Origin of the sequence: Haloarcula salina, from assembly GCF_010119195.1 — an archaeon.
Taxonomy (GTDB): domain Archaea; phylum Halobacteriota; class Halobacteria; order Halobacteriales; family Haloarculaceae; genus Haloarcula; species Haloarcula salina.
The window spans coordinates 84,850-103,057 of record NZ_WRXL01000001.1 but is presented as its reverse complement, the minus strand read 5'-3'; the positions used below and the strand labels follow the sequence as shown (position 1 = coordinate 103,057).

At 61.8% G+C, this 18,208-nt stretch carries 14 protein-coding genes; 10 read left to right on the top strand and 4 right to left on the bottom strand.

The genetic code is table 11. From position 1 onward, the window contains the following. The first annotated feature begins 62 nt into the window (after positions 1 to 62). Positions 63 to 773 (top strand): SDR family oxidoreductase, encoded by a 711-nt coding sequence (locus GM656_RS00570; RefSeq protein WP_162411699.1) that lies wholly within the window; start codon positions 63 to 65, stop codon positions 771 to 773. Between the two features lie 45 nt (positions 774 to 818). On the opposite strand, the gene GM656_RS00565 is transcribed toward GM656_RS00570, so the two are convergent. Next, entirely contained in the window at positions 819 to 1,874 is a 1,056-nt protein-coding gene (locus tag GM656_RS00565) for a sensor histidine kinase (protein WP_162411698.1), read from the bottom strand. A gap of 160 nt (positions 1,875 to 2,034) precedes the next feature. On the opposite strand from GM656_RS00565, the gene GM656_RS00560 reads away from it, so the two are divergent. Continuing rightward, on the top strand, positions 2,035 to 3,372 hold the full coding sequence (locus tag GM656_RS00560) for a sodium-dependent transporter (protein ID WP_162411697.1): 1,338 nt from the start codon (positions 2,035 to 2,037) through the stop codon (positions 3,370 to 3,372). A 190-nt stretch (positions 3,373 to 3,562) separates the two neighbouring features. On the opposite strand, the gene GM656_RS00555 is transcribed toward GM656_RS00560, so the two are convergent. Next, positions 3,563 to 4,168, bottom strand: coding sequence for a small multi-drug export protein (locus GM656_RS00555; protein WP_206673688.1), 606 nt, complete (start codon positions 4,166 to 4,168; stop codon positions 3,563 to 3,565). A 149-nt stretch (positions 4,169 to 4,317) separates the two neighbouring features. On the opposite strand from GM656_RS00555, the gene GM656_RS00550 reads away from it, so the two are divergent. Next, positions 4,318 to 5,124: a TrmB family transcriptional regulator gene (locus GM656_RS00550; protein WP_162411696.1), complete on the top strand. Its 807-nt coding sequence runs from the start codon at positions 4,318 to 4,320 to the stop codon at positions 5,122 to 5,124. 115 nt (positions 5,125 to 5,239) lie between these two features. Here the strand turns inward: GM656_RS00550 and GM656_RS00545 are convergent, their stop codons facing one another. Next, on the bottom strand, positions 5,240 to 6,220 hold the full coding sequence (locus GM656_RS00545; protein ID WP_162411695.1) for a DMT family transporter: 981 nt from the start codon (positions 6,218 to 6,220) through the stop codon (positions 5,240 to 5,242). Positions 6,221 to 6,443: 223 nt separating this feature from the next. Here GM656_RS00545 and GM656_RS00540 point away from each other — a divergent pair, with 223 nt between their 5' ends. Then, complete coding sequence (locus GM656_RS00540) at positions 6,444 to 7,235, top strand: helix-turn-helix transcriptional regulator (RefSeq protein ID WP_162411694.1); 792 nt, start codon at positions 6,444 to 6,446, stop codon at positions 7,233 to 7,235. Positions 7,236 to 7,256: 21 nt separating this feature from the next. On the opposite strand, the gene GM656_RS00535 is transcribed toward GM656_RS00540, so the two are convergent. Then, positions 7,257 to 7,880: a uracil-DNA glycosylase family protein gene (locus GM656_RS00535; RefSeq protein ID WP_162411693.1), complete on the bottom strand. Its 624-nt coding sequence runs from the start codon at positions 7,878 to 7,880 to the stop codon at positions 7,257 to 7,259. Positions 7,881 to 8,021: 141 nt separating this feature from the next. On the opposite strand from GM656_RS00535, the gene GM656_RS00530 reads away from it, so the two are divergent. From GM656_RS00530 to GM656_RS00505, 6 genes are all read left to right on the top strand, one after another. Further along, entirely contained in the window at positions 8,022 to 9,572 is a 1,551-nt protein-coding gene (locus GM656_RS00530) for an acyl-CoA carboxylase subunit beta (protein WP_162411692.1), read from the top strand. Between the two features lie 2 nt (positions 9,573 to 9,574). Beyond that, the gene (locus tag GM656_RS00525; protein WP_162411691.1) at positions 9,575 to 9,880 is read left to right on the top strand and encodes an acc operon protein; all 306 of its coding nucleotides are present in this window, start codon (positions 9,575 to 9,577) and stop codon (positions 9,878 to 9,880) included. Between the two features lie 248 nt (positions 9,881 to 10,128). Beyond that, positions 10,129 to 11,973: an acetyl-CoA carboxylase biotin carboxylase subunit gene (locus GM656_RS00520; RefSeq protein ID WP_162411690.1), complete on the top strand. Its 1,845-nt coding sequence runs from the start codon at positions 10,129 to 10,131 to the stop codon at positions 11,971 to 11,973. A 477-nt stretch (positions 11,974 to 12,450) separates the two neighbouring features. Beyond that, the gene (locus tag GM656_RS00515) at positions 12,451 to 15,579 is read left to right on the top strand and encodes a type 2 lanthipeptide synthetase LanM family protein (protein WP_162411689.1); all 3,129 of its coding nucleotides are present in this window, start codon (positions 12,451 to 12,453) and stop codon (positions 15,577 to 15,579) included. Between the two features lie 631 nt (positions 15,580 to 16,210). After that, complete coding sequence (locus tag GM656_RS00510; protein ID WP_162411688.1) at positions 16,211 to 17,257, top strand: ABC transporter ATP-binding protein; 1,047 nt, start codon at positions 16,211 to 16,213, stop codon at positions 17,255 to 17,257. Continuing rightward, the gene (locus tag GM656_RS00505) at positions 17,254 to 18,096 is read left to right on the top strand and encodes an ABC transporter permease (RefSeq protein ID WP_241692681.1); all 843 of its coding nucleotides are present in this window, start codon (positions 17,254 to 17,256) and stop codon (positions 18,094 to 18,096) included. Before GM656_RS00510 ends, GM656_RS00505 begins: the two co-directional genes overlap by 4 nt. Positions 18,097 to 18,208: the final 112 nt, after the last annotated feature.

Sequence of the window (18,208 nt, the reverse complement as noted above, 5' to 3'; positions counted from 1 at the left end):
CGCCTGCAGGAGGGGCGCTATCGGGGTTAGCCTTTATCGGCGTGCCGAACGTTAGCACACGTATGTCCGCGACATTTGACTTCGGCGACGAGGTCGCGCTGGTCAGCGGCGTCGGCGGCGCGCTCGGGAGCGCCGTCGCGAACGCCTTCCTCGACGCCGGCGCGACCGTCTGTGGGAGCGACATCGTCGAGCCGAACACCGAGGACTTCCTGCTGTCCGACCCCGACCGGGTCGACTTCTATCAGGCCGACTTCAGCGACGAGGACGCGGTGGCGGAGACGGTCGACGCGGTGGTCGACGAGCACGGCCGCCTCGACTTCCTGCTGAACATCGCCGGGACCTGGCGCGGCGGGACGCCGGTCGACGAGACGGACGCCGACACGTTCGACTTCCTCTTCGACGTGAACCTCAAGACGATGTTTCTGGCCTCGAAACACGCCGTCCCGCACCTCCGGGAGACCGAGGGGGCCATCGTCTCCGTCTCCGCGCGCTCGTCGCTCGAAGGCGGCGAGGGCGACGGCGTCTACCGCGCGACGAAGGCCGGCGTCCGGCTGCTGACGGAGACCATCGCCGAGGAGAACCTCGGGACCGTCCGGGCCAACGCGGTGATGCCGAGCGTCATCGACACCCCGATGAACCGCGAGATGATGCCCGACTCGGACTTCGAGGCGTGGGTCGACCCCCGAGAGATCGCCGACGTGATGCTGTTCCTCTGTTCCGACGCCGCGACGGTCACCAGCGGGGCGGCGGTCCCGGTCTACGGCGAGGCCTGACCGGCGGGGGCCACAGCGATGCTCCTGACCGCGCCCCCGTTGCCGTCAGTCTGCGGCGTCCAGCCGAATCGTGACCGTCGTGCCGCCGTCGGCCGGTTCCTCGAATCCGAGCGACCCGCCGTAGGCCTCGACGACCCACTTCGACAGCCACAGCCCCAGGCCGTTGCTGTGCCTCAACTGAGTCACTTCCTGCTCGCCGGTGATGAGGTCGCGCTCGTTGGCCGGGATGCCCGGCCCGTCGTCGCGAACCGTGACCGCGACCGAGCGACCGGCGGGCTCGACGCGGACCTCGACGGCGGCCGGGTCGCCGCCGTGTTCCAGCGCGTTCTCGATGAGCTCGGAGACGGCGATTTCGATCGGTTCGCCGGCGAGCGCACGCCCGGCGCCGTCGACGGTCACGGCCACCTCGGCCCCCGGGAAGTCGGACTGCAGGTCCTCGACGATCGACCGGGTCAGCGACGCCATATCGATCGGTTCTCGGTCGACGGCGTCCATCTCGATGAGCCGCGTCACGGTCTCGACCTGACTGTCGACGGCGGCAAGGTCTGAGCCGACGCCGCTCACGCGTTCCCCGATCTCGGCCACGTCGGGGTCAGAGCGACCCGCGAGCGCGTCGCCGAGGCCGAGCAACACCTGCGCGCTGTGTTTCAGATCGTGTCGGATCAGGCGGTTCATCACGCTCGCCTTCTCGCGCTGACGGGCGAGGTTTCGCGTCCGAATGCGCCGCACGTCGTTCACGCCGATGAGGACGTGTGCAGTGGCGCTCACGCCGACGACGATGGTTCCGCTGAACAGCGGCGCGACGACGGTCGCCCCGCTCGCCCGCTGGTAGCGCAGGATCAGCGCCAGCACCGCGGCGGTGACGACGACGCCGAGGAGGTTCCAGCCGGCGACTCTGAGCGCGTGCTCCGTCCGCACGTCGCTCCGGAAGAGGACGGCACTCCCGGCGACGAAGCCGATGCCGATGACGACGCCGAACGCTGCGATGGCGGCCCCGACGAGGCCGTTCCCGCCGGCGACGAGCTGTCGTCCGGCGACGAGGCCGACGCCGACGCCGGTCACCGCAAGCGAGCCACACCCGAGAATCCGTTTGGTAGTCACGTGTCACTCGTGTCTGGAACGGCCGGTCAAAAACCTATCACCCCGATTTTCGTCGTTGATAGCGGTCTGAGGACGATTCCGCCGAGAGCGGCGACCACCGGCTGGTACCGCGGACGAAAATCATCGGCGTTTTATTTCGGAGTGAGGTAGCGCGTCCACAATGAGCGACAGAGAGACGTGGGCCACGCGGCTGGGGTTCATCCTCGCGGCCATCGGGAGCGCAGTCGGTCTCGGGAACATCTGGCAGTTCCCGTTCAAGACCGCGACCAACGGCGGCGCAGTGTTCCTCGTGTTCTACCTGGCCGCCGTGCTGCTCATCGGCGTCCCCGCGATCCTCGCGGAGTTCGTCGTCGGGCGGCGGACGAAGAGCAACGCCATCGACGCGTTCGCGGAACTGGGACATCCGCAGTTCCGAATTGTCGGCGCGCTCGGCGTCTTCACCGGGTTCTGGATCCTCTCGTACTACGACGTGGTGGGCGGGTGGGTCCTCCGGTACATCCTCGGGAGCGCCACCGGCGCGTACTTCGGGAACCCAGCCGAGTACTTCGGCGCGGTCTCGGCCGGCCCCGAGGCGGTGCTCGCACAGGCGCTGTTCCTTATCATCTGTATGTCCATCGTCGCGCTCGGCATCGAAGACGGCATCGAGAAGGCGACGAAGGTGATGGTCCCGAGCATCGTCCTGTTGATGCTGGCGCTCGCGGCCTGGGCGGCCACGCTCGGCGGGGCCGCGGACGGCTACGCCTACTTCCTCACGCCGGACTTCTCGACGCTGACGGCGAACGCCGGCGACGTGATTCCCTTCGCCGTCGGCCAGGCGTTCTTCACGCTCTCGCTCGGGATGGCGATCATGATCACCTACTCCTCGTACATCGACGAGGACGACAGCCTGCCCGTCGACGGCGGCATCATCGTCGTGACGAACACGCTCATCGGCGTGCTGGCCGGCCTGGTGGTGTTCCCGATCCTGTTCGCCATCGGCGTGAGTCCTGACACGAGCGGCCCGTCCGCCATCTTCGTCGCGATGGCCTCCGCGTTCGGACAGCTCCCGGCCGGCCGGGTGCTCGGGGTGCTCTTCTTCGGGGTCGTCCTCATCGCGGCCGTCTCCTCGGCCATCAGCCTGCTCGAAGTCATCGTCGCCTACGGCGTCGACAACACCGGCTTCTCCCGACTGACGCTCTCGTTTGCGGCCGGGGCCGGGCTGTTCGTCCTCGGGCTTCCCTCGGCGTGGGACACGGCGTGGCTCGGCTGGTTCGACACGCTCGCGTACAAGCTGTTCCTCCCGCTGTCGGTCCTGCTGGTGCTCGTCTTCGTCGGCTGGGTCCTCTCGGGCGAGGCCGTCGCCGAACTGCGGCAGGGGACCGGCGGACTCGGCGCGTTCGGCCCGGTCTGGCTGTGGATGGTCCGGACAGTGGTCATCCTCGCAGTCATCCTGACGCTCGCACTCGGCCTCCAGACCCTGTTCCTCGGAAGCGAACCGGCTATCGTCCCGCCGATATAGACGCTGTCCGGATTTGATTGCCTGGGTATTCGGACCACTGGGCGTCATTTTCTATGTAAGCGTCCGGTGCCAGACAGTACCACAGGAAACAGGGACCGCAATCCGTCGAGCTGTCATCCCGTTCTTCGTCGGGTGTTGCTTTCAGCCAGCGTCGTCTGAATAGGCTGCGCAGCGATACTGCCTACTTGATCTACAAAGCTAAGGAAACTGTAGTAAGAATAACTGTCCAAAAGGCAATGGAGACTGTCATCCACAGCAAAGCCTTCCGTCTCTTCGCACCCATTGTAAGAACCAGAAACGCGGCAATGTGGACCCCGACCAGGAAGGGTGCGCCGACAGCGAACCCTGGAAGCCCATATCTTTTGAAGAACTTATAGGACCGTTGTCTCGACTTGGCTGGGTTTTCGCCAATGTATCCCCTCGCCTGCAGCCAATTTTTGATACGGGTGAAAAATATAATTATGATGTATACTGGTATAATATTCCCCAAAAATCCGAATATGGCCACTCCAAGTGGATTCATTCCCAGTGCGATTCCAATTGGAATCACTGCCCACAGTTCCAACGCAGGAGTCGCCGCGAAAATGAATACAAGCACGTATTGGACAAGCGGACTGGTGTTTCGAAGACTCTCTTCGATAGAGAGATAACCAATGAAGAGAGGGTTTACTTCTAGTGAAACCGTTGGGTCTAGGCCTGTGAGATGAATCGCTAATAGAACCCCTCCGCCAACGATTGAGAAACAGCTTCTCGGGCGACTACGTCCTACTAAGCGAGATGCTAATTTCTCCTTCACACATTGATGTGCCGTTGGTAGTGTATACCCTTTCTCGAATAATCTGAAACATTATATTTGTTTATTTACTAATATTGATTGGTACGAAGTTCGCCGTGTAGTGATCTGATGACATTAACCCATTTATTCGTGGGTCCCAGTGACAGGGTATGGCAAGTCTCTGTGATCTCGGGCTTTCAAGCTATGAAGAACGAGTGTATACTGCCCTTCTTGAGCTTCGTACCGGCACAGCAGAGGAGATCGCAGATCAAAGCGATGTCCCCATGGGGCGGATCTACGATGTGCTGAACAGCCTTGAGTCACGTGAAGTCGTACGGCGAAAACCGAATTCACGTCCTCGAGAATACAGCCCTGTCGATCCCGAACTCGTCGTGTCCCGCCTGCTGGAGCAGCGAAAACAAGAACTGGACCTCAAACAAGTACAGTTAGAGTCGACTGCAGCCGATGTTCTTTCACAGATAGGTCAAAAGACTCCCATCGACGGGAAGTTCTGGATAGCAAATGAGGATGAACAGTCATTGTTTGATGGCCTCGTCAACCGAGCCAACCGTGTGACAGAGGAGTGGATGATGACGTGGACGGCGAACGCTGGAGGGCTGTTCGGTCTTGAAGATACTACTGATGAGATATGGCCGTATTTTGGGGATGTATTAGAGAAAGAAACCCAATTTAAACTACTTATGACCACCCAATTAATTAACCTACTTCCAAACGACTTTGTCGAGGAAATGGCGGACGGGATTGATGATCATCCTAATTTCGAAGTCCGTATTACCGACGGTGTACATAATTCACTAGATATAATCGATCAAACTGATCTCGCCGTCTACGTGGCTGACCCGTTTGACCCACAATCGATCCTTGGTATAACCCAAGTCAATAATCCAGAATACATTAAATTGGTTAAGTCCTCATTTATTACCCATTGGAATGGAGCAGAGCAGTTCAGATTCTGACAGTATTCATCCCGTATCAGCCATGAGACGATGAAGAGTTTGTTGGGTATACTTCCTGTACTGCCTGTTTCAAGCCGAGAGTGACGACCGTTGGACGACGCCCTCTTAGTCCGTCTCAGTCGGACTCGAACCCGCGGGATTCGCCCGCGAGGCCGAATCCCTCGGTCGCGGCGTCAGCCTCGTCTGCACCGTGCGAAAGCAGCGAGCGGACATCTATGGACTCGCTCCCGATGACGGCGAACCCGGCGAAGACGGTCAGGAAGCCGACGAGCGCCGACGACGTGATCGGTTCGCCCAGCAGCGCCCAGCCGCCGAGCGTCGACACCACGGGGACCACGTAGAAGACGAGGTTCGCGCGGATCGCGCCGGTCGCGTCGAGCAGGCCGAAGTAGGCGATGTAGGCGACCGCGCCGGCGAAGACGCCGACGTACAGCAGCGCGGCGATCGCGGTCGGACTCCAGACCGCCGCCGAGAGCGACTCGCCGGTGCCCACGCTCAGCGCGTGACAGAGCGCGGCGGCGACGGGGAGCGACCACGCGGTCCGGACCGTGCTGGACAGGTCGCCGCCGGCCCAGCGGATGAGGACGCTGCCGAGTGCAGCGCTGACAGCGCCGGCGAACAGCACCAGTTTGCCGAGGCCGCCGCTCAGGAGCATCGCCGGGTCGGGGCTGACGACCAGCCCGACGCCGAGCAGTCCGATCACCATGCCGAACCCGCCGCGGGCCGAGAGCCGCTCGTCGGCGAGCAAGAGCGCGGCGAACACCGGCGTCAGGATGGGGTTGAGGCTGAACACGATGGCGGCGACGGCGCTGGTCGCGGACTGCTGGCCCACGAAGATGAGCGCGTTCGACAGGCCGATGGCGAACAGCCCCGTCGAGAGGACGCCGAGCACGTCGCCGCGGGTCCGCGGGAGCAGTTCGTCGCGCGAGCGCGTCGCGAAGACGTACCCGAACAGCACTAGCGCCGCCACGTCGAACCGTAGCGCGACGAACAGCAGCGGCGGGAGGTACGCGAGTCCCGCCTTGGCACCGACGAACGTCCCGCCGAACAACAGCCCGGCGGTGGCGGCGAATGCGAGCGTCCGACGCGAGGTCATCGACCCACCTCCTCTAGCGATATTGATACGGGTCCGCAACCGACTGCAAAATCGAATAGAGGGCCTTGAGTCATCGTACACTACGGTACGAGACTGGCGCTTATCAGTCCGTTCAGAAATTCTTACACGACGCGCAACGGCGAACTGACGTGCCGTGATTTCATACAATGAAATAATTTCACAGTTCGAAACGGCTTTACCAGACAGGAGCCAACTGGGGCGCATGGAATCCGCCCTGGCCGAGATGGAGTTCCTCGCGCTCTCGGCGAACCGCGTCGACGTGCTGCGACTGCTCTCCGAGAGCGCGCACACGCGGGGGAAACTCGCCGCCGAGACCGGCGCGTCCCAGGCCACGCTGGGGCGCATCATCGAGGACTTCGAGGATCGGTCGTGGATCCGCCGCGAGGGCGGCGCGTACGTCGCGACGGCGACTGGCCGTATCGTGGCCGAGGGCGTCACCGACCTGCTCGACATCCTCGACACTGAGCGGGACCTGCGCGGCATCGTCCGGTACCTACCGAGCGACGCGATGGACTTCGACCTGCGCCACCTGGCGGACGCGACCATCACGACGCCCAGTCAGACGCGGCCGAACGCGCCGCTCCAGCGCTTGCTCGACCTGCTCCGGGACGCCGAGGACGTGCGGACGTTCTCGCACGCCTTCAACGACCAGACGCTAGAGATCGTTCGAGAGCGGGTCAGCGCCGGCGAGCAGACCTTTCGTGGCGTGTTCTCGCCCCACGCCATCGAGGCCCTCGCCGCGGACGACCAGCTCAGCGGGCGGCTCCGTCGACTGCTGGGGGAACCGGACGCCGCCGTCCGCGTCCGGCCGGCGGGCGTCCCGCTCGCGGTGATGGTCGCCGACGACGTGGTCCACCTGTTGCTCCGGGACGAAGACGGCGTCCTGCGCGCCGCGCTGGAGACGACGAACCCCGAGGTCCGCGCGTGGGCGGAGCGGTCGTTCGAGCGCTACTGGGCGGACGCCGACCCGGTCTCGGACGCGCTCTCGCTGTGACGCGTCCTCGCCGTCGCTCGGCTACCGGACGAGGTACGGGTCCTCGCCGGGCATGAACCGACCGAGGTCGGCCTCGCGGCGGTAGTCCGTCTCCCTGAGCGCCGTGAGCGCGGACACGAGGGCGGCTTCGTCCTCGTCCGTCCACTCGACGGGGTCCTTGATGGGGAACACCAGCCAGCCGCTGCCGGCGATCTCTGTCGCGTGGTGGACCTCCATGTCGACCGAGGACGCCGGTTCCGCCGTCATGTTGGCGAAGACGTGCCTCGTGGCGTGCTCGCCGACGGGCAGGAGGACGTGGGCGGTGATGGCCCGGACCTCCGTGTCGAACAGGGGTTCGAGGTCGGCGTAGTCCGCCTCCGTCGGCGGGTCGCCGCCGCACATGTACAGGTACGAGAGGTACGTCTTCTCGACCGTCGGCGGCGTCCCGGTCGCCGTCAGGAGGCCGGCGTCGAGCAGCGCGCCCTGGAGTCTCTCGGCCGCGGGAGTTCCGGTGAACGGCACGCCTGACTCCGCGCCGCCGTGGACGCCCGGGTGGTCCCCGATGACGTGGAAGTGCGCGTTGGCGTCGCCGTACCCCGGGACGAACGGCTCGCAGGGAGCCTCGAAGCCGAAGGGGTTGTGTCGTCGGGACGTGACGTTCTTCACGCGCGACACGAGCGCGGCGTCGCTCAAAACTCCGCCGGTTTCCGCAACCGAATACGGCAAATAATGGTTAACTTTGATAACGCTTTTCTCGGATGCCCGCCAGGGGTCGATTATGCTCAGGTCCGGGAGCAGTGAGATCGCGTGAGTCACGAAGACCGAGTCGAGGACCTTCGGGAACGCAAGGCCGCCGCCGAGCGCGGCGGCGGGGAAGAACGCATCGAGGCGCAACACGACCGGGGGAAACTCACGGCCCGCGAGCGCATCGACTACTTCCTCGACGACGACACGTTCGTCGAGATCGACTCGCTCCGCGAACACCGATCGACCAACTTCGACATGGACGAGAAGACGGTTCCGGGAGACGGCGTCGTCGTCGGCTACGGCAAGGTCGACGGCCGGCAGGTGTACGTCTTCGCCCACGACTTCACCGTCTTCGGGGGGTCGCTCGGCGAGGCCTTCGCGCAGAAGGTCTGTAAGGTGATGGACAAGGCCATCGAGACCGGCGCGCCCATCGTCGGGCTGAACGACTCCGCCGGCGCGCGAATCCAGGAGGGGATCGACTCGCTGGCCGGCTACGCCGACATCTTCCACCGAAACCAGCAGGCCAGCGGCGTCGTCCCGCAGATCTCGGCCATCATGGGTCCCTGCGCCGGCGGTGCGGTGTACTCGCCGGCGATCACTGACTTCGTGTACATGGTCGAGGAGACGAGCCACATGTTCATCACCGGCCCCGACGTCATCGAGACGGTCACCGGAGAGGAGGTCGGATTCGACGAACTCGGCGGCGCGAAGACCCACGCCTCCGAGTCCGGCGTCGCCCACTTCACCGCCGCCGACGAGAAGGCCGCGATGGACGACATCCGCTACCTGCTGTCGTTCCTCCCGCAGAACAACGTCGCGGACCCGCCGCGCGTCGACCCGTGGGACGATCCGGAGCGGCGCGACGAGGGGCTGAAGACCGCCGTCCCCGACGCCCCGCAGAAGCCCTACGACATCACGGACGTCGTCGGGCGGATCGTCGACGAGGGCTCGTTCTTCGAGGTGGCCGAGGACTTCGCGCGCAACATCGTCATCGGGTTCGCCCGCATGGACGGCCACAGCGTCGGCGTCGTCGGCAACCAACCGCGCGTCAACGCCGGCACGCTCGACATCAATGCCTCGCGGAAGGGCGCTCGCTTCGTCCGCTTCTGTGACGCGTTCAACATCCCGATTCTGACGTTCGTCGACGTGCCCGGGTTCATGCCCGGCAAGGACCAGGAGCGCAACGCCATCATCAACCACGGCGCGAAGCTCCTGTACGCCTACTCCGAGGCGACCGTGCCGCTGGTGACCGTCATCACGCGGAAGGCCTACGGCGGGGCCTACGACGTGATGGCCTCGAAGCACATCGGCGCGGACATGAACTACGCGTGGCCGACCGCCGAAATCGCCGTGATGGGGCCACAGGGCGCGGTCAACGTCCTCTACGACGACGAACTCGCGGACGCCGACGACGTGGAGGCGCGCCGGCAGGAACTCATCGACGAGTACCGCGACGCCTTCGCGAACCCATACACCGCGGCCGAGCGCGGCTTCGTCGACGACGTCATCGAACCCCAGGAGACCCGCCCGCGGCTCATCGACGACCTCGACCTCCTGCGAGGTAAGCGCAAGGACCAGCCAGATCGAAAGCACGGGAACATCCCGCTGTGACGATGGCTGCCGAATCAGACGCGCCGGTCGACGCCGAACTGGCCGCTGCCGTCGTCGAGCAACTGCCCGACGCTTCGGCCGACGAGGCGGCCGCGATCGCTGTCGCCGTCGGGGCCCACCTCACCGATCGTCAGCGAGCGGCCGCGGCTGCAGCGGCCGCCGCTGCCGCGAGCGACGGCGAGTCCTGGACAGGCCGCGAGTGGGCGTTCTCCGGTCGGGTCGAAGGGACACAGAAGCGCTCGGTTCGGATCCGCTCGGACGCACCGACTAATCCCTGGAGCGCCGCGGGTCGGACCGACCGCTTCTGAGAGGGATTCGCGGAGGAGTTCGCAGATCTCGCCGGGAAATCGGTTTCCGGAACCAGTCGGAGTGAGAGCACTTCCGACCGGCACCGCTATTCCCTCCGAGTGGAGAACGTTAGCCCACGTTTCGTCAGCGGGGGTCGTCCCGCCTCAGCGTCGCTCCGTCTCCGTGTTGGGGATTAACACGATTTTATATGAAAGATTGGCCGCTATCTGCGCATAGTTTTATGGGGCAACTCTCGGTATGAGCGCGTATGTTCGACAAGGTGCTCGTCGCTAATCGCGGGGAGATCGCGGTGCGCGTCATGCGCGCGTGCGAGGAGTTGGGCATCGGGACCGTGGCCGTCTACTCCGAGGCGGACAAACACTCGGGGCACGTCCGGTACGCCGACGAGGCGTACAACGTCGGTCCGGCCCGCGCCGCCGACTCCTACCTCGATCAGGAAGCGATTATCGACGCCGCGAAGCAGGCCGGTGCCGACGCCATCCACCCGGGCTACGGCTTCCTCGCGGAGAACGCCGACTTCGCCGAGCGTGTCGAGTCGACCGAGGACGTCCTCTGGATCGGTCCCCAGAGCGACTCGATGGAGGCCCTCGGCGAGAAGACCAAGGCCCGGAAGATCATGCAGTCGGCCGACGTGCCCATCGTTCCGGGCACGACCGACCCCGTCGATGACCCCGACGAAGTCGTCGACTTCGGCGAGGAGAACGGTTTCCCGGTCGCGATCAAGGCCGAGGGCGGCGGCGGCGGCCGCGGGATGAAGATCGTTCACGACCCCGAGGAGGCCGAGGAGCAACTGGAGAGCGCGAAGCGCGAGGGCGAGGCGTACTTCTCGAACGACTCGGTGTACCTCGAACGATACCTCGAGAACCCACGGCACATCGAGGTCCAGATCATCGCCGACCACCACGGCAACGTCCGCCACCTCGGCGAGCGGGACTGCTCGCTGCAACGGCGCCACCAGAAGGTCATCGAGGAGGGGCCGTCGCCGGCGCTGACCGACGCGCTGCGCGAGAAGATCGGCGACTCCGCGCGCCGCGGCGTCCGCGAGGCCGGCTACTACAACGCAGGCACCGTCGAGTTCCTCGTGGAGGAAGATCCCGACCGCGAGCCCGGCGAACTGCTCGGCGAGGACGCGAACTTCTACTTCCTGGAGGTCAACACCCGCATCCAGGTCGAGCACTGCGTCACCGAGGAGATCACCGACATCGACATCGTGAAGTGGCAGATCCGGGTGGCGATGGAGGAGGAACTCTCCTTCGCGCAGGAGGACGTGGAGATCGAGGGCCACGCGATGGAGTTCCGGATCAACGCCGAGAACGCCGCCAACGACTTCGCCCCCGCGACCGGCGGGAGCCTCGATACCTACGACCCGCCGGGCGGCATCGGCGTCCGCCTCGACGACGCGCTCCGGCAGGGCGACGACCTCGTCACCGACTACGACTCGATGATCGCGAAGCTCATCACCTACGGCGGGGACCGCGAGGAGTGCATCGAGCGCGGCAAGCGCGCCCTCAAGGACTTCGATATCGAGGGCATCCCCACCGTCATCCCCTTCCACCGCCTGATGCTCACCGACGACGAGTTCGTCGGCGGCACGCACACCACGAAGTACCTCGACGAGCACCTCGACCGCTCGCGCGTCGAGGAGGCCCAGGAGCAGTGGGGTACGGCGACAGAGTCCGATGGCGACGAGGACGAGGAGGTCGTCGAGCGCGAGTTCACCGTCGAAGTCAACGGCAAGCGCTTCCAGGTCGACCTCGAAGAGCGCGGCGCGCCCCCGATCAACGTCGGGGACGTCGACGCCGGCGGCGGCAATCAGCCCCAGCGCCCGCAGGCCGGCGGCGGGGGCGGGAGCGACGGCGGGAGCGCCTCTTCCGCCGAGGGCCAGGAGGTCACCGCCGAGATGCAGGGCACTATCCTCGAGGTCAACGTCGAGGAGGGCGACGAGGTCGAGTCCGGCGACGTGCTCTGCGTGCTCGAAGCCATGAAGATGGAAAACGACATCGTCGCCGAGCGCGGCGGCACGGTCAACGACGTGGCCGTCAGCGAGGGCGAGTCCGTCGACATGGGCGACCTGCTGTTCGTCATCGGCTGAATTTTTTGCGAGCGTAAGTCCCTGGATCGGGTCTGGTCATTCGGACGTTTGGCGATTGGCCCATATAGTTAATTACATAGACAAATAATGCAAGTTACACATTTGCATTATTGTCAATGCTTTGTATTTATAGATATTCGGTCATATAATGCGCTTGCATGTCGGTTGTAATCGACCACCCGGTTGAAAGTAAAGTTGACAAGTCAAATTGGGATTCCCTATTCGATTCGATCATTTCCGACAAACTACGGCTCGGTCATGAGCGAACTGCGACCGCTTCATGTCATCTCCCCTGCCATACCGCGTCAAAGTACCTCCCGTGCTGTGATACGACGAGCTAACCGCCCCGGTCACAGGTTCGCCGAGTCCTTGACTCCGGCGCTATCTGGTGACTAGGTCGTATACTGGTCCTCCGTAGGGTCGTGTAGTGGTTCCCCTACGAGGGGAAAATACAGCACCTTACCCTTTACCTGCAGAATGGAACATACATTCACAGTTGCGGAACGACGAGAACTGGCCGGACGAGCACGGACGATTCATGAGCGTCTATCGAACACACCGAACGACCCCGGCCCCGAACCCCCAATTGAACCAGAAGAGATTCTTGCCGAGTGGCAAGATAAGTTCAGTGATACAGACGCATTCAGCGACCGACTCGACGATTTGACAGATTCCGTCTCCACTGTCTACGATCAGTTAGCAGCCACTCACTGGCCGGAAGACGAATCACTTCCGGACTGGGTAGACGTCGTTGATGATGTCGTCCGTTTCTGTCACCAGAACGAGCCGGACCGAATCGATTCTACGCCTGACGATGAGCCGTTCCGAGACTTCTTAGAAGGAATTGTGACGTACGCTCGCCGCCAACTGCCCGACGATATCCCTCACGCGCCGCTCGAACCAATGAGTGAGTGGCTCGTTGGCCAACTGAGTTTACTTACGCGTCGTGCCCTGTTCGTGGAGTTCAAGAGTTTTGTCGAGTATAATGACTCGGAACTCGCTGACGCGGATCCCACGGAGTACGATGACCCTCCGCGGAAGTATTACCGTGACTTTATCCACCGAATGTACGAACACGGGTTCCAGAGCCTTTGCCTCGAGTATCCGGTACTCGCGCGACAACTGGCGCTGTGTGTCGACCAGTGGATTAGCGCGGTACGGGAATTGTTTGATCGGCTTGCTACCGACCGCGACGAGATCGGTGATCAGTTTGGAATCGCCGGTGATCTAATCGCCGTAAAACCGCTCTCCGAGGATGCTCACCGTCACAATAGGATACCGGTTCGGTGTTTGTTCGAGACCGGAAGCGTGGTATACAAACCTCGAGATGTCGACGGCGCGCGCGTCCTCTATACGGTCCTTTCTCGGCTGGACTCGTGCCTCTCAAGCGGGGATTTCTCGCAACCGGAACTGCTATCGCGCGACGGATACGGCTGGATGGAGGCACTTGACTACGCAGATCTTGAATCGACGGCTGATGTCCGAGAGTACTACGAACGTGCCGGCTCCCTCACGTGTGTTGCCTACTGCCTGAATCTGACTGACTGCCAGTACGAGAACGTGCTTGTCGACGGGGAACAGCCGCAAATCGTGGACGGTGAAACGGTCTTTCACCCACATACCGAGGCGACGGCAATGCCGACCCCGTCGGAAATTGTACGGCTCTCACAGCAGTCCATTCTCTCGACGCTTCTCGTCCCGTGGTCAATGGGGGAATCACCGCACAACGCTGACGACGATACGGGTGTCTCTCATGCCGGACTCGGGCGCTCCAGCTCCGTTCACTCGAAGGAAGTCCCACGCCCAGAAATTCGGGCCGCGAACACCGACGTGATGACAGTAGAGGAAGTTTATCCTGAGGTTGACATGACGACGAACACAGTAACGGTCGATAGCACCGACCACCCGCCTGGTCAATACATATCGGAGCTTCGATCCGGGTTTCTCGATGCCTACGACACAATAGCGGAGTTGCACGCCAAGGGGCGTTTTTTCGACGAAGTCGCACCAACAGAACTGGTCGAGAACGTCGAAACCAGATTCGTCTATCGGGCCACTGCCGAGTACGGTTCGATACTACATCTGGCGACGGGACGAGATCAGCTCCGTGATGGGGCGCGTTTGTCCGTAGAGTTCGAACAGCTTGCGGCCCCGTTCTTCGACGGGCAGATCGACGACCGTCAGTACCTCGACCTGTTTGCCGCCGAGCGGCGAGCGCTCCGTCGGCGAGATATCCCCCGATTCGCGACGAGTGCTACCGACCCGGCTATCCGGCACGATGGCGAGTCGATCGGCGTTGAAGTATCGCAGTCTGGCTATTCCCAGTCGAAGCAACTCGTTGGCGCGATGACTGCGGCCGATCGGAAACGGCAAGCGTGGCTGCTAGAATACGCGTTCCGACCGACTGTTTCCGGTGAATTACCGGGACCCATCCCTGACACGGCCCCCTTCGAAACAGTCGCTCGCACGTGCTTCGAGAGGGTGCTGGACGCGGCGGCACAGATAGACGACCGCCGTCAATGGGTCTCAATCTCTCCAACGAATTCGGGACTGGAAATCTATCCCACCGATGTCTCGCTATATCATGGCCGGGGTGGGATTGCACTAGCTGCTGCCGCACTGAGCACTGTCACGGAGATGTCTCGCTACGAAGCGGTTGCGTCCGAACTATTGGAGCCTCTCCTGGCCCACGTCTCGGCGGCCGACCAGCCTGCTTCGCTCGGAGGAACACTCGGCATCGGATCGATAATATACACCTTCACCGTCGTTGCGAGTCTCACTGGGTCTGCAGAGTATCGTTCTGCGGCCACTGACGCCATCGAGATGGTCACGGAACCGCTCGTGAGCGAGGATCGGTCGTTCGACGTGATGGAAGGCGCGGCGGGAACGCTTCTCGCACTGCTCGCACACCACGACCGTTTCGGAGGGGGAGATGTTCTGGACCGGGCCGTGCTCTGTGGGGAGCGACTGCTGGAAGGGCGTATCTCGGTCGACGGTCATCAGACATGGCAGTGTGCAGACGATGAGCCCCCGCTCACTAGTTTCGCCCACGGCTCCAGTGGATGTGCCTATGCGCTCGCCCGATTAGCGGAGAAAACTGATGAATCACGGTTCGAAGCAGCTGCGAGAGAGGCGATCGCGTTCGAACGCTCCCTCTTTGACCCGGAGCGCTGTAACTGGGCGAAATCTCCCCGAGAGGAGGAGTATGTGGACAAGTGGTGCCACGGCCGCACGGGAATCGCACTCGGCCGGCTCGGGACCGCTCTTGCGCTCGATGAAGACACGTTCAAAACCGACGCAATTGACGCCTTCTCGGCAATCACGCGCGGTGACGGTGCTGACATGGACCACCTGTGTTGCGGGAACCTCGGCCGATCGGAGGCGATGCTTGTCGGTGCTCGTCGAACCGGAATGGATCGGGAAGATGCAGAGACGCTGGTGCGGCGCAGTCTCGCACGACAGCAACGAGATGGCATCTTCTCGATGACGGGGCACGCTACCGAGTTCGCCAACCCAACGTTCTTCCACGGTCTTGCTGGCGTCACCTACGAATTGCTTCGGTTCCGCCGACCGGATACCCTCCCGTCGGTTCTCCTCTTCGAATAACGATGGTAAGAAACATGACCTCCCTCGTTGATGGCGTCACTACCAAGGGACGCAGTCACTGTGGACATACTCGGCCACCGTACCAGCCATGCTGAGTAAGCGACTATGTACTCTCCTTGTCGTGGCCGCTCTGTTGGCCGGGGGGGCAGGATGTACTGACGGAGAGAGGGTCAGTGCGTCCGGCTCGATACAGATACAGATCGATAACCGGACGACCGACCTGAGCCAGGCGCGTTACCAGGCAGAGCACGCCAGTAACTCTTCTCACATGTTCCACCTTCACGAGGGCGACTCGAAGTGGTATATGGAAGGATCCAAACGAGTGACTGTTGGGGCCGCTTTGGATTATCTCCCTCACATCAGCTATCGTCAGTCAGGGAATGCGGACGTACTCACGATTGCCAACACGACTTACGACGAGCGTCACGACGATACGAGGATCCGTTTCTTCGTGAACCGTTCGACGATCAAACCAACCACATACAAGTTACGAGATAATGATAGCTTACGGATTGAAATATCCACCCGGTAACGTTTCTGCTCGTGACGACTCCGGCGCAGAGGCCCGGAATCGTCTCAGCGCTACGTTCCCGGGCCATAGTGTGCCCGCAGAACCCCTCCATTCATACTAATGTCACAGTATCCCTCATCAACGCGTAGTAACGGAACGACAGAGAGCAGGACGAATGCACCGGCGGTACGCGTCGAGACCCTCCAGAAGATTTATCGCAGTGACAGTGGCTCTGTCGAGGCGGTCCACAGTGTGGATTTAGAGATTGAATCGGGGACGGCCGTCGGATTGCTCGGTCCGAACGGAGCAGGAAAGACTACCACGATCAAATCATTACTTGGTCTGATCGTCCCGACCAACGGGCGGGTGGCAATTCACGGAAAAGACGTACACGATTCGCCTGCTGAGACGTATAACCGGGTCGGTGCCGTTCTGGAAGGTGCCAGAAACACGTACTGGAGATTGACAGTTCGAGAGAATCTCGAGTTCTTCAGCGCGCTCGCTGGGCAGTCGTCGTCAGAGGCGAAAGAGCGACAGGCGGCGTTGCTCGAGCAATTCAGTCTCGAAGACAAGGCCGAACAGACGGTGAAAAACCTCTCTCGCGGCGAGAAACAAAAGGTTTCGATAGCCTGTACGTTGGCTCGCGACGTCGATGTCATCTTTCTCGATGAGCCCACACTGGGCCTCGACGTGGAGAGTACACTCGACCTCCGTCGTGAACTGCGGACGATGGTAAATGAGCAAGGAACGACATTGCTCGTCTCGAGCCACGACATGGACGTCATCGAACACATCTGTGACAGAGTTGTCATCATGAACGACGGGGAGATCATTGCCGACGATACCGTTGAAAATCTGTTCGATGTCTTCGACACGCAGCAATACGAGATAACCGTCGACGACCCGTTCCCCCCAGCAGTTCGTGAGACGGTCATCGATGAGTATCACGCCACGAACTTCAATCAGAGGGAGGAGGCGACCCGATTCACGGTGAAGGTAATCGGGGATGAATTTTACGACTTCGTGAATACCCTGCAGGCGGCGGATGTCTCAGTCGACACTGTCACTGCTGTGGAACCTGACCTAGAGGAAATATTCCTTCGTGTCACAGACGATCAAACAACTGTCGATCAGGAGAGTGAACTGGAAGACGGGGAGGATCGATGAATAGCACGAACATGCGCCTGGTAGACTGGGTCCGGAACAGACAATCGCCGACGAAGTGGGTCATCCTCTGTAAGGCGGTCTTGAAGAAGCAGTTCACCATCATGCTGCGCTATCGGGTGAACTTCGCGATCAACATCGTAACGATGTACGTGCTCTTTGCGATTGTGTTCTTTGGTGGTCAGGCGGCCGTGTCTCAGGCCGGCGGCAGTTTCAACTCACTGGACTCCACATTAAACGGGTTAATCGTTGGATGGTTCTTGTGGACGATGTCACAGGGCGCGTATTCCGGTCTCGCGAGTAATGTTACTCAGGAATCCGAGTGGGGGACACTGGAACAACTGTTCATGTCTCCCTTCGGATTCGGCGGAGTGATGTGGGTCAAAGCAATTGTCAACCTGGTTCAAAGCACTGTCGTCGGTGGAATCATGCTGCTGTTGATGATGGTTACGACCGGCAGGATACTTACCGTCGACCTGGTGACTATTGGCCCAATCCTGGTGTTGACGATCTTCACAATCATCGGATTCGGGTTCGCGTTCGGTGGCCTCGCATTGATTTACAAACGGGTCCAGAGCGTCTCCAACATCATGCAGTTCGCGATGGTCGGATTGATCAGTGCACCAGTTGCGGACATCTCGTGGCTCCGAGCCTTGCCTTTAGTTCAGGGGTCTGGAATGCTCCAGGCTAGTATGCGCCGAGGAGTCCGACTGTGGGAGTTTGCTCCCCCGAAACTGGTAGTCTTGGTCGTGACCGCAATCGTCTATCCTCTCGTCGGGTATGTGATTTTCAGCTACTGTTCCTCAGTCGCTAGGCGTCGCGGCGTGATGGGACATTATTAGGACGAAAGCAACTCGAAATCAGACCTTTTTAGTTAAAGACTCCAAGGTCGTTGTTCAAGCTGCCGCCTCAATGTCGTCGACAGCCCACTGTGCGCTATCAATCGCTTAGCCG

Excerpts from the sequence above, each read along its gene's own strand:
- GM656_RS00525 (WP_162411691.1), top strand. The coding sequence starts at position 9,575 with ATGGCTGCCGAATCAGACGCGCCGGTCGACGCCGAACTGGCCGCTGCC.
- GM656_RS00550 (WP_162411696.1), top strand. The coding sequence starts at position 4,318 with ATGGCAAGTCTCTGTGATCTCGGGCTTTCAAGCTATGAAGAACGAGTG.
- GM656_RS00560 (WP_162411697.1), top strand. The coding sequence starts at position 2,035 with ATGAGCGACAGAGAGACGTGGGCCACGCGGCTGGGGTTCATCCTCGCG.
- GM656_RS00505 (WP_241692681.1), top strand. The coding sequence starts at position 17,254 with ATGAATAGCACGAACATGCGCCTGGTAGACTGGGTCCGGAACAGACAA.
- GM656_RS00570 (WP_162411699.1), top strand. The coding sequence starts at position 63 with ATGTCCGCGACATTTGACTTCGGCGACGAGGTCGCGCTGGTCAGCGGC.
- GM656_RS00545 (WP_162411695.1), bottom strand. The coding sequence starts at position 6,220 with ATGACCTCGCGTCGGACGCTCGCATTCGCCGCCACCGCCGGGCTGTTG.
- GM656_RS00515 (WP_162411689.1), top strand. The coding sequence starts at position 12,451 with ATGGAACATACATTCACAGTTGCGGAACGACGAGAACTGGCCGGACGA.
- GM656_RS00540 (WP_162411694.1), top strand. The coding sequence starts at position 6,444 with ATGGAATCCGCCCTGGCCGAGATGGAGTTCCTCGCGCTCTCGGCGAAC.
- GM656_RS00520 (WP_162411690.1), top strand. The coding sequence starts at position 10,129 with ATGTTCGACAAGGTGCTCGTCGCTAATCGCGGGGAGATCGCGGTGCGC.
- GM656_RS00510 (WP_162411688.1), top strand. The coding sequence starts at position 16,211 with ATGTCACAGTATCCCTCATCAACGCGTAGTAACGGAACGACAGAGAGC.